We start from the raw sequence: 14,313 nt of genomic DNA, 5'->3' as shown, positions 1-14,313 counted from the left end.
GCGGCCTGACCTGTTTGCTCACCGCCGGGGCGATGCCCGTCGTTATTATGCCTGCTGACAATCGTTAATCGCGCCAAGCACCACGTCGTGTGCCACGCCGCCGCGTACCTCACTTTTGCCAATCGCTAACGGAAGCACCAGGCGCATCTCTCCGGCCAAAACCTTCTTGTCGCGCATCATGTGCGGAATATAAGCCTCAGCGGACATCTCGCGCGGCCCGGTAACCGGCAGCTTCGCGCGGTTCAGCAGGGCAATAATACGCCGGGTGTCCTGAGAGGAAAATTGCCCCAGCCGCTCGGCGGCGCGGGCAGCCATCACCATTCCGGCCGCCACGGCTTCGCCGTGTAGCCAGTTACCGTAGCCCATTTCGGCTTCGATCGCATGTCCGAAGGTGTGGCCAAGATTGAGTAAAGCACGCAGGCCGGTTTCCCGCTCGTCGGCGGCAACCACATCGGCCTTCAGTTCACAGCAGCGGCGGATGCAGTAAGCCATGGCTTTTTCATCCAGCGCCAGCAGCGCATCGATGTTGTTTTCAAGCCATTCGAAGAAGCGGGCGTCGAGGATGATGCCGTATTTAATCACCTCGGCAAGGCCAGAAGAGAGTTCGCGGGCGGGCAGCGTTTTCAGGCAGTCGAGATCGACCACCACCGAGACCGGCTGCCAGAAGGCGCCAATCATATTCTTACCCAGCGGATGGTTGACCGCCGTTTTGCCGCCGACAGAGGAGTCCACCTGCGAAAGCAGCGTGGTCGGCACCTGAATAAAGCGCACGCCGCGCTGATAGCTGGCGGCCGCAAAACCGGTCAGATCGCCGATAACGCCACCGCCCAGCGCAATCAGCGTGGTGTCACGGCCGTGGGGTTTTTTAAGCAGAGCGGTGAAGACGGTATCCATCACCGACAGCGTTTTATACTGCTCGCCGTCGGGCAGGATCACGCTATCAACGTTGACGCCCGCCTGCTCAAGCCGTGACGTCACCTTATCGAGATAAAGGGGAGCCAGCGTTTCATTGGTAACCAGCATCACCTGGTCACCGGACTTCAGGGGCTGAAAGGAAGCTGGGTCGTTAAACAGACCAGCGGCGATGGTAATCGGGTAACTACGTTCCCCGAGAGTGACTGTGATCCTCTCCATAACGCAACGTCCACCTTGGTTACTTGAATTCGCTGACGTATCCCGATGCTGCCAGAATCAGTTGCTTTCCAGCATATGAATAATCTGGTTCGCCACCACTTTTGCACTCTGATCGTCAGTACGGATAGTGACATCCGCAATCTCTTCATACAGAGGGTTACGCTCATCCGCCAGGGCTTCCAGCACCTCACGCGGTGGGGTCTCAACCTGCAGCAGCGGGCGCTTTTTATCGCGCTGGGTGCGTGCCAGCTGTTTTTCAATAGTGGTTTCCAGGTATACCACGACACCGCGCGCGGAGAGGCGGTTGCGGGTTTCGCGGGATTTCACTGAGCCGCCGCCGGTGGCCAGCACAATACCCTGTTTTTCCGTCAGCTCGTTGATGATTTTTTCTTCACGATCGCGAAAACCTTCTTCGCCTTCAACATCGAAGACCCAGCCCACGTCTGCACCAGTGCGTTTTTCTATCTCTTGATCTGAATCGAAGAATTCCATGTTGAGCTGCTGGGCTAACTGGCGCCCAATAGTGCTTTTGCCGGCACCCATAGGCCCAACCAGAAAGATATTGCGTTTCTCTGCCATTTTTTAGGTACTACTAAGACAATTTGTTAATAATAAATCCGCGCCGCGAACATTCTGGCGACGCCGGACATGAACTGAAACCTCATTTGCGATAGTGCGAGAGTCAGATCGAAAATTATCTCAGTAGTACGGCTGCTTTGGCAACTTTAATCATTACGAATCTACTGGAGCACCGACTCTCAAATCGGTACTCCTTGTATGCTAAATCCGCCGTCACGTCAAACTCCTGAAACGAGTTACGGCAGAAAAATCTCACCTGAAAAGTTATCCGGCGGGAATTATCCGCGGCGTAATGAATACCACCAGTTCCCGCCGCTCGTTCGCCTTGCCGCTGTAGCGAAACAGCCTGCCCAGCAGCGGGATCTCGCTCAGCAGCGGCACGCTGCCGTCGGCAAGTTTGCGCTTTTGCGAGAAAATACCGCCTAATGCCAGCGTTTCACCGCTGTTGAGCTCCACCTGGGTTTCAATTTCCTGCTTATCAATTGCCAGCACTTCGCCACCCGCCTGCTGCAGCACCTGTCCAGGCATGTCCTCGGTGATACGCAGCTTGAGCCGTACGCGGTCGCGCGGCAGCACGGTTGGCGTCACCTCCATGCCGAGCACGGCCTCCTTGAACTGTACCGAGGTCGCGCCGCTCTCGCCGCTGGAGACCTGATAGGGAATTTCGCTGCCCTGCTTAATGCTGGCAGGCTGCAGGTGAGAGGCAATCAGGCGCGGACTGGCGATAATCTCCAGCTGCTGCCTGCGCTCCAGCGCGCTCAGCTCAAGTTCCAGCAGACGGCCGCCTATCCTGCCGATATTAAATCCCGCCTGCGCGGTCGCGCCCGCCACGGCGAGATCGCTGCGCAGATTACCGGGCTGCCCGCGCCCGGACGGCCCCTCTGCCAGCGCCCACTTTACGCCCAGTTCGCGAAGACTTTTTTCATTAATGGTGACGATAAAGGCGCTGAGGGCCACCTGGCCGACGGGCAGATCCATCTCCGCCACCCACGCCAGCAGCCCGGGAAGGTGCTCAGGGTCATCGCGGATCAGCAGACGGTTAGTTCGCCGGTCGGCGGTCAGCGTGCCCCGCGGGCCCAGCAGTCTGTCGCCGGCTTTGGCAAGCTCCGCCGCCTCCGCGTGATGCAGATCGACGCTTTGCGTCTTCAGCGGGCGGGCCTGCCGCTTTTTCTGCCGCTCGGCCTCCAGCCGGGCCAGCTTCTGCGCCGCGCTGCTGCCGCTGGAGATATAGATAACGCCGTCCTGCTTCTCCTGCGCCAGCCCCGCGCCGGTTAACACCGCGCGCAGCGCCCGCCCCCACGCGAGTTCATGCAGCTGCAGCGAAATGCTCCCCTTCACCTCCGGGGCAATGATGATATTTTGCCGGGCCATATCGGCCAACGCCTGCAGGACCTGGGCAACGGGTACGTCATCCACCGCCAGGTTCACCGGCGTCTCTTTGGCTATCGTCCCGCTGCAGAACAGCATTGCCGCCAGCAGCGCTGTACGCCTCATGCTTCGCTCCTTCTTTTAACCAGCGCCAGCGCGAAGGCTCACACTGCGCGTCCAGCGCTATCTCCAGTTGATCGGGCGCGATGGCCAGCACCCGCCGACCGCTGCCGAGCGGCTCCCCCGTCTTTACGCGGTGCCACCTGCCGTCGGGAGCCTGCATAAAGCCGATGAGCTGCCCAGCCGCGCCCGCCGCGCCGCCGTAGCGCCAGCGGGCGAGCTCCGCCAGCCGACAGCGATCCTCCGGCGGGCGAAAGGGATCGCGCATCCCCGCCAGCGCCGGCAGCAGTACGACGATCAGCAGCGCAAGCCCCCTGTCAGCCTTCATCGTCCATCTCCAGCCGCAGCGAAACCGCCAGCGTGCCGTCCTGCGGCGCAATACTGAATGCCGGGATCGCCGCGCCACTGCGGGCCAGCAGGGCAAAGAGCGGCGGAATGCTGCGCCAGTCGCTCTCCAGCAGCAGTTCTCCGCCCTTACCGTCCGGCTGCCAGCTCACCAGCGTCACGCCCGCCGCCTGCAGGTTTAGCGCAGAAAACGGCGCGGCGTCAGGGAGCGCAAGCGGTTCACTTTGCCGCGAAAGGGCCAGCAGCCGCCGCCACTGCGGCGTGAAGTCTGCGCCGCCAACCGGCGGCGGCTCACCCCGGAACGGGCTTCCTGCGGCCAGCAGCGTCAGCAACAGCGCCGCGCACCAGCAGCCGGCGCGCCCGGCTGCGGGCAGGCGGCACCAGCCGTCAGCCGGATGCAGGTTCACGATCCGTCCTCTGCAAGCGGTAGCTGAACTGCCAGCGGCCCCGCGCATCTCTGCGGGTCGCTCCCGGCGTCACGCCGTCCCAGTGGGGGAGCGCCCGCAGGGCCGCGTCCAGCTCAGCGAGCGTGGCAAAACGGGCGGTCAGACCGCTGAGGCTGAGCGTCCCCTCCCGCCAGCCGATCGCCGTCAGCCATGCCCGCTCGGGCAGCTGCGCCGCCAGGGTGGTCAGAGCGGACTCCCAGCCGGCGGTCTGCCGCAGGCGTACCAGCCGCCGGCGCAGACGCGCCTCTTCGGCAAGGCGGGCCTCCAGCAGCGTCTCCCGCGCGGCCAGCGCCCGGCTAAGCGAGGCATCTGCATGCGTCCAGGCGGCGGTCAGCGCCTGCGTATGAATCTGCTCCGCCTGCTGACGCCCGTAAAGCGCTGCCGCCAGCAGCGGCAGCGCGGCAAACATCAGCCCCCAGAAGCGCAGCACGCGCCGGCGCCGGTTCTGCCGCCAGGGCAGCAGGTTAACCGGCCTGGACACGGCACCGTCCGGCAAGCGCCAGCGCCAGCGCAATCGTGAACCGATCGCCCGCCTCCGGCAGCGGCGGCTGCAGCTGGCTCAGGCAGCGCCAGGGATCGAAGCCGTCGGCGTCGCTGCCGCAGCGGATCGCGTCCGGGGCGGGCTCCGCACCGCAGCCCCAGTCCTCCCGGGTGGCCCACAGCCACTGCTCGCCGTCAAACCAGCTCAGGCCAGCGGCGCTATCGGTCAGCCACGGGAAATAGTGCTGCAGCGCGCTGGCGTCCGGCGTCACGGAGCCCACCCTCAGCCCGGCGTCCCTTGCCAGCCGGTAAAGCCTGACCACCTCCTGCTGGCGGGCCGCCGTCACGCGCAAGCCGCGCTGCGCGACATCGTGATAATCGCAGGCCAGCGCCCCGGCGGGCATCTCCAGCTGCTGCGCCATGCTGCTGGTAATCCACTGCGCCTGCTCGCTGTCGCGCAGCGTCAGACCAGGCGCCGGCAGGGTTCGCTTTATCGTCCCGGCGGCGGGGAAGGCAACCGCGACCCGGTGCTGGAGGGGCATTTCCCGCCGCCACTGCCGCAGGGTGACGATCCGCTGGACATCCGTGGCGTCCGGGGCGTTTTGCTGCCACCACCAGCGCCGCAGCCCCCAGCCGCTGCGCCCCTGCTGCAGGGCGACGCAAACCATTGCGTCCCGCTGTATATGTAATCCGGCCTGCCAGTACCTGTAAGCCATTCTTACGATCTCCTTATCCTTCAAACCATTCCGGCTATATCAATGCATCTGGCTTGCCTTTATACTACCGCCCGTTTGTTTATAAACTGCCCAATTGACGCGACGTGAGAAATCTCCGGTGAAGTTCGTAAAGTATTTATTCATCCTTGCAGTCTGTTGCATTCTGCTGGGAGCAGGCTCGATCTATGGCCTCTACAAATTTATTGAGCCGCAGCTGCCCGACGTAGCAACGCTCAGGGATGTTCGTCTGCAGATCCCGATGCAGGTCTACAGCGCCGACGGCGAGCTTATTGCCCAGTACGGCGAAAAGCGCCGCATCCCGGTCACGCTCAGCCAGATACCGCCGCAGATGGTGAAGGCTTTTATCGCTACCGAAGACAGCCGCTTCTATGAGCACCACGGCGTCGACCCGGTCGGCATTTTCCGCGCCGCCAGCATTGCGCTCTTCTCCGGCCACGCCTCCCAGGGGGCCAGTACCATTACCCAGCAGCTGGCGCGCAACTTCTTCCTCAGTCCGGAAAAAACGCTGACCCGTAAGATCAAAGAGGCCTTCCTGGCGATCCGCATTGAGCAGTTGCTGAATAAAGATGAAATTCTGGAGCTGTACCTCAACAAGATCTATCTCGGCTACCGCGCCTACGGCGTGGGCGCTGCGGCGCAGGTCTACTTTGGTAAACCGGTCGATCAGCTAACCCTGAGCGAAATGGCGGTGATTGCCGGTCTGCCGAAAGCGCCGTCCACCTTTAACCCGCTCTACTCGATGGACAGAGCTCTGGCCCGCCGCAACGTGGTGCTGTCGCGTATGCTGAGCGAGAACTACATCACCCAGGCCCAGTATGACGAGGCCAGCAGCCAGCCGATTGACGCCCGCTACCACGCGCCGGAGATCGCCTTCTCGGCGCCTTATCTCACGGAGATGGTGCGCCAGGAGATGGTCAAGCGCTACGGCGATAAGGCCTATGAAGACGGCTATCGGGTCTATACCACCGTGACCCGCAAAGACCAGCAGGCGGGTCAGGAAGCGGTGCGCAACAACGTGATGGACTACGATATGCGTCACGGCTACCGCGGGCCGACGAAGGTGCTGTGGAGAGTGGGCGAAACGCCGTGGGACAGCAAGAAAATTACCGATGCTCTGAAGCGTATGCCGGGCTACGGTCCGCTGAAGGCCGCCGTCGTCACCGCGGCCAGCTCGGAAGAAGCGACGGCGATGCTGGCCGACGGTTCGTCCGTCTCACTGAATATGGACGGCGTGCGCTGGGCGCGGCCCTACCGCTCCGATACCCTGCAGGGCGCGACGCCGCGTAAAGTCAGCGATGTCGTACAGGCCGGACAGCAGATCTGGGTCCGCCAGGTGAACGAGAGCTGGTGGCTCGGGCAGGTGCCGGACGTTAACTCCGCGCTGGTGTCCATCAATCCGCACAACGGCGCGATTATTGCGCTGGTCGGCGGCTTCGACTTCAACCAGAGCAAGTTCAACCGCGCCACTCAGGCGCTGCGCCAGCTCGGCTCCAACATCAAGCCGTTCCTCTACACGGCGGCGATGGACAAGGGTCTGACCCTGGCGAGCATCCTCAACGATGTGCCGATCTCCCGCTGGGACGCCGGCGCCGGCTCCGACTGGCGTCCGAAAAACTCGCCGCCGCAGTACGCCGGGCCGATCCGCCTGCGCCAGGGGCTGGGCCAGTCGAAAAACGTGGTGATGGTGCGCGCGATGCGCGCGATGGGCGTCGACTACGCGGCCGAGTATCTGCAGCGCTTTGGCTTTCCGGCCGAAAACATCGTTCATACCGAGTCGCTGGCGCTGGGCTCCGCCGCCTTTACGCCGCTGCAGGTAGCCCGCGGCTACTCGGTCATTGCCAACGGCGGCTTCCTGGTCGATCCCTATTTCATCAGCAAAATTGAAAATGACCAGGGCGGCGTCATCTTTGAAGCAAGGCCGAAAGTCGCCTGCGCCGATTGCGATATTCCGGTGATTTACGGCGATACGCCGAAGTCAAACGTACTGGAGAATAAAGACGTCGAGGAAGTCGCGACCTCCCAGGAGCCGCAAAATCCGTACGTACCGATGCCCAATCTGGAACAGGCCAACCAGGCGCTGGTGGCCCGCAGCGGCGGACAGGAGTATGCCCCGCACGTGATCTCCACCCCGCTGTCGTTCCTGATGAAAAGCGCGCTGAACACCAACATCTTTGGCGAGCCGGGCTGGATGGGTACCGGCTGGCGCGCGGGCCGCGATCTGCAGCGCCACGATATCGGCGGTAAAACCGGGACCACCAATAGCTCAAAAGATGCCTGGTTCTCTGGCTACGGCCCCGGCGTGGTGACATCCGTGTGGATTGGCTTTGACGATCACCGTCGCGATCTCGGACGCTCCACCGCGTCGGGCGCGATTAAGGATCAGATCTCCGGCTACGAGGGCGGCGCCAAGAGCGCGCAGCCGGCGTGGGATGCCTTCATGAAGATCGTCCTTCAGGGCGTGCCCGAACAACCGCTGACGCCGCCCCCGGGCATAGTGACGGTCACTATTGACCGCAGCACCGGCCAGCTGGCGAACGGCGGCAATAGCCGCCCGGAGTATTTCATCGAAGGCACGCAGCCGACCACGCAGGCGGTGCACGAGGTGGGGACGACCATCATCGACAACGGCGAGAGCCACGAGCTGTTCTGACGAAAAAGGCGCCTTGCGGCGCCTTTTTTATGACCTGAATCTACAGCCGGCCCTGCTCGCGTAGCCACTCCCGCACCAGAAACAGGGCGCTGACGTTGCGGGCCTCGTTAAAGTCCGACTCCTCAAGCAGATCCATCATGCGGGCCAGCGGCCAGCGCACCTGCGGTAAAGGCTCCGGTTCGTCGCCGGGCAGCGATTCCGGGTAAAGATCTTCGGCAACCAGGATGTTCATCTTGCTGGAGAAATAGGACGGCGCCATGCCGAGCTTTTTCAGGAAGGTGAGCCGCTTAGCGCCGAAGCCCACCTCCTCTTTTAGCTCGCGGTTGGCGGCCTCCAGCACGCTCTCGCCCGGGTCGATAAGGCCTTTTGAGAAACCCAGCTCGTAGCTCTCCGTTCCCACGGCGTATTCGCGAATGAGGATCAGGTGATCATCAACCACCGGCACGATCATCACCGCTTCCCGGTTCGACGGACGCATGCGCTCGTAAATCCGCCGTTCACCGTTGCTGAACTCGAGATCCACGCTCTCCACGGTGAAAAGCCGCGATTGAGCAACGGTTTCTACCTGATGAATAATGGGTTTTTTTAATGGTTTATTCATGGTGATGAGTCTTAGCAGTGATAATCGGATAATTGTGCGACATACGGCACAGTTTAGGCAATTGCTGTCGCCTGTCATTTACATTTCTGTAACCTATCGCCCGCTTCTGGTCAATTCCGCGCAGGTCAATACCCGTGGCCAAAATTGGGATTTTGCCGATATTCACTTGCAATACCCGCTGTTATGTTCAAAAGTTGCGTCCGGTAACGACGACTATTTTACTATTATCGGGTCATATGTGCCGATAGCTAATGACGGGCCCACGTTTTCTGTGAATGGGCAATCAACGCAACCTGTAATGATAAGTTTGATGGGAAAAGCATGGGCACCTTTATGATTCTCCTTGCTGTGCTGATCTGCGCACTGCTGGCCGGATGGTTCTGGCGCCAGCGCAGTCGGCATCGGGGACTCTCATGGCTGCAAACGACTTTTAGCGGCGCGACAACACGAAAACTCAGCGATGATGAGCTGTCTGCGGTGGAGCGCTACCTTGAGGCCGTCAATCAGACGCTCGTTGTTCCCGTCACTGGCTCTACCGTTGCGCCCGAGCCGCTTAAACTTAACGCCCACAGCAATACCGTCTACGCGCTGACCCGCGCCATTACCCGCTATGGTATTACCACCGACGATCTTAATAAATGGCGCTACTTTCTCGACTCCGTTGAAGTGCATCTTCCGCCCGCCTGGGAGCAGTACATCAATGACGAGAACGAAGTCGAGCTTATCTATACCGATTCGCTGCCGCTGGTGATCGCCCTTAACGGCCACTCCCTGCGCGACGGCGGGCAGCATGCTCAGAGCTACGCGCTGGAGCAGCGCGCGGTGCCTCAGGCCTCTATCCGCGGCGAAGAGAGCGAGCAGATAGAGCTGCTGAGTATTCGTCAGGAAACGCCGCAGGAGCACGCGCTTAGCCGCCCTGATGGCCTGCGCGAAGCCCTGCTTATCGTGACCGCTTTCCTGCTGTTTTACTTCGGCCTGATGGTGCCTGATGTCTTTGTCCCCTGGGCGCTCGGCGGCGGCGCGCTGCTGCTGGCCCTGGGGCTTTGGTGCTGGTTTGGTAAACCGTCAAAAGGCGCGCTGCGCGAGATCCACTGCCTGCGCGGTACGCCGAAACACTGGGGGCTGTTCGGCGAGAATGACCACGAGCAGATCAACAATATTTCGCTGGGAATTATCGATCTCATCTATCCCCGCCACTGGCAGCCGTGGATAGCCCAGGATCTCGGGCAGAAGACCGATATTGATATCTATCTCGACCGGCGCGTCGCGCGCCAGGGCCGCTTTCTGTCGCTGCACGATGAAGAACTTAATTTTCCGCTCCAGCACTGGCTGCGCAGCGCGGTTATCGCCGGCGGCGCGCTGATCATTGCGGTGATGCTGTGGATAAGCGTGCCGCTGGGCATGCCGATTAAATTCACCCTCTCCTGGCTGAAGGGCGCCCAGACCATTGAGGCCACAACGGTCACCCAGCTTGAGCATACCGGCGTACGTGTCGGCGATACGCTGAGCATTAAGGGCAGCGGAATGTGCAACATCCACTCGCCGGGAACCTGGACTGCCCAGAACAGCTCACCGTTTATGCCTTTCGACTGCTCGCAGATTATCTGGAACGATGCCCCGCCGCTGCCGCTGCCCGAGTCCGAAGTGGTCACCAAAGCCACCGCGCTGATGCAGGCGGTTAACCGCCAGCTGCACCCCAGCGAAGACGACGACTCCCGGGTAAGCCCTGCCCTGCGTTCGGCGATACAAAAATCGGGCATGGTGCTGCTGGATGATTTTGCCGATATCGTGCTGAAAACCCGCGATCTGTGCGCCGCCGGCAGCGACTGCGTGCGGCTGAAGAATGCGCTGGTCAATCTTGGCAACACCGGCGACTGGGAGACGCTGACCAAGCGCGCCAGTACCGGCAAGCTCGACGGCGTTAATGTGCTGCTGCGCCCGGTCAGCGCCGAGTCGCTGGATAATCTGGTGACCACCTCAACGGCGCCGTTTATGATGCGCGAAACGGCGCGGGCCGCGCAGGCGCTGAACAGCCCGGCGCCGGGCGGGTTCCTGCTTGCCAGCGATGAAGGCAGCGACATGGTCTCTCAGCCCTGGCCTGCGGTGTCGCTCTATGACTATCCGGCCCACGAGCAGTGGGCCGAGTTCCAGCGGCTGGCGGGGATGCTAATGCATACGCCGTTTGTGGCGGAGGGGATCGTCACCAACGTCTATGTCGACGCTAACGGCACCACGCACGTTAATCTGCACCGCATTCCGGACAACGCCGGCCTGTGGCGCTATATTGCGACAACGCTGCTGATGCTGGCGATGGTCATCTGTACGCTGTGGAACGGCTTCCAGGCGCTGCGACGCTACCATCTGCACCGGGTGCGGATGGACGGCATTCACAAATATTACGAGAACTGCATGAATCCGGTACTCATTCCCTCGCCGGATGCCATGCAGCAGGATCGTCACCGCCGCTAGGCCCTGTCTGCAAGCGCGGCGGGGTGTGATAACCTGTCGCGCACTCTTCTGGCTGGAGGCTCATCATGCATTTTGATATCAACTGGCAGGCGGTCGATACCGTCCTGCTGGATATGGACGGCACGCTTCTCGATCTCGCCTTCGACAACTATTTCTGGCAGCAGCTGGTGCCAGAAACCTGGGGCGCGCAGAACGGCCTTACGCTTGATGAGGCGCACAGCGCCATGGGCCAGGCATACAGCGCCGTGCAGCATACGCTAAACTGGTACTGTCTGGACTACTGGAGCGAGCGCCTTGGCCTGGATATCCGCGCGATGACCACCGCCGAAGGGCCCCGGGCTTCGCTGCGGGCGGATACGGTGCCGTTTCTTGATGCGCTGAAGGCCTGCGGCAAGCGGCGCATCCTGCTGACCAACGCGCATCCGCACAACCTGGCGGTGAAGCTTGAGCACACCGGCCTCGGCGCGCACCTTGATTTATTACTTTCCACCCACACATTTGGTTATCCCAAAGAGGACAGGCGCCTGTGGCAGGCGGTCGTGGAAGAGACCGGCCTTAATGTTAACAGAACGCTGTTTATTGACGACAGCGAGCCTATCCTCGATGCGGCGGCGCGGTTTGGCATACGCTACTGCCTCGGCGTGACGAACCCCGATTCCGGTCTGCCGGAGAAGCGCTATCAGCGCCATCCGGGTCTGAACGACTATCGCCGCCTGATCCCGGCCATCAAATAGAGGAGGCGTGATGAAAGAGAAGCCTGCAGAGGCGGTCCGGCTCGATAAGTGGCTGTGGGCAGCCCGCTTCTATAAAACCCGCGCCCTGGCGCGGGAGATGATTGAGGGCGGCAAGGTTCACTACAACGGCCAGCGCAGCAAGCCGAGCAAAATCGTGGAGATGAGCGCCACCCTTACCCTGCGTCAGGGCAACGACGAGCGCACGGTGATCGTCAGAGCCATCACCGAACAGCGGCGGCCTGCGGCAGAGGCGGTGCTGCTGTATGAAGAGACGGCAGAGAGCATTGAGAAACGCGAAAAAACGGCCCTGGCCCGCAAGATGAATGCGCTGACCATGCCGCACCCGGACCGTCGCCCTGATAAAAAAGAGCGCCGCGATCTGATGAGATTTAAATACGGCGACGGCGAATGACCGGCGCCCCAAGAGAGAAAACTATGATTCAACACGATCAACTACACCGCTACCTGTTTGAAAACGCTGCCGTGCGCGGCGAACTGGTCACCGTTTCTGAAACACTGGATCAGGTGCTGGCCGGCCACGACTATCCGCTGCCGGTGCAGAAAGTGCTCAGTGAACTGCTGGTGGCCACCAGCCTGCTGACGGCCACGCTCAAGTTTGACGGCGACATTACCGTTCAGCTGCAGGGCGACGGCCCGATGACGCTGGCGGTGATCAACGGCAACAATCACCAGCAGCTGCGCGGCGTGGCCCGCCTGCAGGGCGATGTGCCTGCCGATGCCTCCCTGAAGGCCCTGGTCGGCAACGGCTACCTGGTTATCACCATCACGCCGGAAGAGGGCGAGCGCTATCAGGGCGTCGTCGGTCTTGAGGGCGAGACCCTGGCGGAGTGCCTTGAAGATTACTTTATGCGCTCCGAACAGCTGCCGACCCGCCTGTTTATCCGCACCGGCGAGCACGACGGGAAGCCCGCCGCGGCCGGGATGCTGCTGCAGGTGATGCCTGCTCAGGATGCCCGCACCGAAGACTTTGAGCATCTGGCCACTCTGACAGAAACCATTAAATCGGACGAGCTGTTCTCGCTGCCGGCAACCGACGTGCTGTGGCGCCTCTATCACGAAGAGGAAGTGACCGTTTACGACCCGCAGCCGGTCGAGTTCAAGTGTACCTGCTCGCGCGAGCGCTGCGCCGGTGCGCTGAAAACGCTGCCGGATGAAGAGGTTGACAGCATTCTGGCTGAAGAAGGCGAGATCGATATGCACTGCGACTACTGCGGCAGCCACTACCTGTTTAACGCGATGGATATCGCGGAGATCCGCAACAACGCTTCACCGGCGGATCCGCAGGTACACTGAGGGCGCTGCCCACTCCCCGCCAGGGAGTGAGGAAAGCGCCATCCGTCCCCTCTCCCCGCCAGGGAGAGGGCCTACCCTACTCACGACACCGAATGTAACTCTTTCGTAATTTTCTTTCATGAATGCGATTACATTCACATTCCATCAGTTTGTTAAACCAACAATTAACCAAATAAGAACATTTTCCTTAACTCAGAATCAATTCCTGCCATAATCGCAGTCGCCTCGTGACAGGAGTCACCACATTTCGTAAGTACGACATAATCCGGATATACGTAAATCTATGAGCCTCGTCGCGGTCAAAAACCCTCAGAACCCCCTACAATCTCTGATAGTAAAATTGGCTAAGGAGCAGTGACATGCGCGTTAATGGTATAACCCCGCAAGATCTCAAAGCTTATGGTATCAACGACGTTCAGGATATCGTTTACAACCCGGATTACAACACGCTGTTTGAAGAAGAACTGAACCCCGCTCTGGAAGGATATGAGCGCGGCGTCCTGACCGAACTCGGCGCCGTCAATGTTGATACCGGTATCTTTACCGGCCGTTCACCGAAAGATAAGTACATCGTGCGTGACGACACCACCCGCGACACCGTCTGGTGGTCCGATAAGGGCAAGGGCAAGAACGACAACAAACCGCTCTCCCAGGAGACCTGGCAGCACCTTAAGGGCCTCGTCACCCACCAGCTTTCCGGCAAGCGCCTGTTTATCATTGACGCCTACTGCGGCGCTAACGCCGATACCCGCCTCTCCGTACGCTTTATCACCGAAGTGGCCTGGCAGGCCCACTTCGTGAAAAACATGTTTATTCGCCCGACCGAGGAAGAGCTGGCAACCTTCAAGCCTGACTTCGTGGTGATGAACGGCGCCAAGTGCACCAATCCCAACTGGAAAGAGCAGGGCCTCAACTCTGAAAACTTTATTGCCTTTAACCTGACCGAGCGCATACAGCTGATCGGCGGCACCTGGTACGGCGGCGAGATGAAGAAAGGGATGTTCTCGATCATGAACTACCTGCTGCCGCTGAAGGGCATCGCTTCTATGCACTGCTCTGCCAACGTCGGTGAAAAAGGCGATGTTGCGGTGTTCTTCGGCCTCTCCGGTACCGGGAAAACCACGCTCTCCACCGATCCGAAGCGCCGCCTGATTGGCGACGATGAGCACGGCTGGGACGATGACGGCGTGTTTAACTTTGAGGGCGGCTGCTACGCCAAGACGATTCGCCTGTCGAAAGAGGCAGAGCCCGAAATCTATCAGGCAATCCGCCGCGATGCGCTGCTGGAAAACGTCACCGTGCGCCCGGACGGCAGCATCGACTTTGACGACGCCTC

At 60.9% G+C, this 14,313-nt stretch carries 14 protein-coding genes; 6 read left to right on the top strand and 8 right to left on the bottom strand.

All coding sequences use genetic code 11. From position 1 onward, the window contains the following. Positions 1 to 45 precede the first annotated feature (45 nt). The 7 genes from aroB to ENGE1_RS18925 all read right to left on the bottom strand — a co-directional run bounded on the left by aroB (position 46) and on the right by ENGE1_RS18925 (position 5,188). Positions 46 to 1,134 carry a 3-dehydroquinate synthase gene (aroB, locus tag ENGE1_RS18955; protein ID WP_043081176.1) on the bottom strand — a complete coding sequence of 363 codons (1,089 nt, stop codon included), beginning with the start codon at positions 1,132 to 1,134 and terminating at the stop codon, positions 46 to 48. 57 nt (positions 1,135 to 1,191) lie between these two features. After that, positions 1,192 to 1,713, bottom strand: a complete 522-nt coding sequence (aroK, locus tag ENGE1_RS18950; protein ID WP_043081178.1) for a shikimate kinase AroK — start codon at positions 1,711 to 1,713, stop codon at positions 1,192 to 1,194. 264 nt (positions 1,714 to 1,977) lie between these two features. After that, entirely contained in the window at positions 1,978 to 3,207 is a 1,230-nt protein-coding gene (gene hofQ / locus ENGE1_RS18945; protein ID WP_048254513.1) for a DNA uptake porin HofQ, read from the bottom strand. After that, complete coding sequence (locus ENGE1_RS18940) at positions 3,122 to 3,529, bottom strand: HofP DNA utilization family protein (RefSeq protein WP_053075250.1); 408 nt, start codon at positions 3,527 to 3,529, stop codon at positions 3,122 to 3,124. Before ENGE1_RS18940 ends, hofQ begins: the two co-directional genes overlap by 86 nt. Beyond that, the gene (locus tag ENGE1_RS28075; protein ID WP_053075251.1) at positions 3,519 to 3,953 is read right to left on the bottom strand and encodes a HofO family protein; all 435 of its coding nucleotides are present in this window, start codon (positions 3,951 to 3,953) and stop codon (positions 3,519 to 3,521) included. The genes ENGE1_RS18940 and ENGE1_RS28075 overlap by 11 nt, the downstream gene beginning before the upstream one ends. Beyond that, entirely contained in the window at positions 3,934 to 4,473 is a 540-nt protein-coding gene (locus ENGE1_RS18930; RefSeq protein ID WP_048254514.1) for a PilN domain-containing protein, read from the bottom strand. The genes ENGE1_RS28075 and ENGE1_RS18930 overlap by 20 nt, the downstream gene beginning before the upstream one ends. After that, the gene (locus ENGE1_RS18925; RefSeq protein WP_048254516.1) at positions 4,457 to 5,188 is read right to left on the bottom strand and encodes a type IV pilus biogenesis protein PilM; all 732 of its coding nucleotides are present in this window, start codon (positions 5,186 to 5,188) and stop codon (positions 4,457 to 4,459) included. Before ENGE1_RS18925 ends, ENGE1_RS18930 begins: the two co-directional genes overlap by 17 nt. A gap of 118 nt (positions 5,189 to 5,306) precedes the next feature. On the opposite strand from ENGE1_RS18925, the gene mrcA reads away from it, so the two are divergent. Continuing rightward, positions 5,307 to 7,859, top strand: coding sequence for a peptidoglycan glycosyltransferase/peptidoglycan DD-transpeptidase MrcA (mrcA, locus tag ENGE1_RS18920; RefSeq protein ID WP_048254517.1), 2,553 nt, complete (start codon positions 5,307 to 5,309; stop codon positions 7,857 to 7,859). 40 nt (positions 7,860 to 7,899) lie between these two features. Here mrcA and nudE read toward each other — a convergent pair whose 3' ends face one another. Next, positions 7,900 to 8,460 (bottom strand): ADP compounds hydrolase NudE, encoded by a 561-nt coding sequence (gene nudE / locus ENGE1_RS18915; protein ID WP_048254519.1) that lies wholly within the window; start codon positions 8,458 to 8,460, stop codon positions 7,900 to 7,902. A gap of 321 nt (positions 8,461 to 8,781) precedes the next feature. On the opposite strand from nudE, the gene ENGE1_RS18910 reads away from it, so the two are divergent. The 5 genes from ENGE1_RS18910 to ENGE1_RS18890 all read left to right on the top strand — a co-directional run. After that, positions 8,782 to 10,929 carry an intracellular growth attenuator family protein gene (locus ENGE1_RS18910; RefSeq protein WP_048254520.1) on the top strand — a complete coding sequence of 716 codons (2,148 nt, stop codon included), beginning with the start codon at positions 8,782 to 8,784 and terminating at the stop codon, positions 10,927 to 10,929. 65 nt (positions 10,930 to 10,994) lie between these two features. Further along, positions 10,995 to 11,663, top strand: coding sequence for a GMP/IMP nucleotidase (gene yrfG / locus ENGE1_RS18905; protein ID WP_043081185.1), 669 nt, complete (start codon positions 10,995 to 10,997; stop codon positions 11,661 to 11,663). A 10-nt stretch (positions 11,664 to 11,673) separates the two neighbouring features. Next, positions 11,674 to 12,075 carry a ribosome-associated heat shock protein Hsp15 gene (gene hslR / locus ENGE1_RS18900; RefSeq protein WP_043081186.1) on the top strand — a complete coding sequence of 134 codons (402 nt, stop codon included), beginning with the start codon at positions 11,674 to 11,676 and terminating at the stop codon, positions 12,073 to 12,075. A 23-nt stretch (positions 12,076 to 12,098) separates the two neighbouring features. Next, the gene (hslO, locus tag ENGE1_RS18895; protein WP_043086323.1) at positions 12,099 to 12,977 is read left to right on the top strand and encodes an Hsp33 family molecular chaperone HslO; all 879 of its coding nucleotides are present in this window, start codon (positions 12,099 to 12,101) and stop codon (positions 12,975 to 12,977) included. 359 nt (positions 12,978 to 13,336) lie between these two features. After that, positions 13,337 to 14,313, top strand: a 977-nt coding sequence (locus ENGE1_RS18890) for a phosphoenolpyruvate carboxykinase (ATP) (RefSeq protein WP_155731560.1), incomplete at its 3' end; no start/stop codon positions are given.

The organism is Pluralibacter gergoviae ATCC 33028 = NBRC 105706 (assembly GCF_001598855.1).
GTDB lineage: Bacteria > Pseudomonadota > Gammaproteobacteria > Enterobacterales > Enterobacteriaceae > Pluralibacter > Pluralibacter gergoviae.
Note: the sequence above shows the minus strand (reverse complement) of the source record. Positions and strands in the feature narration are given on the sequence as shown.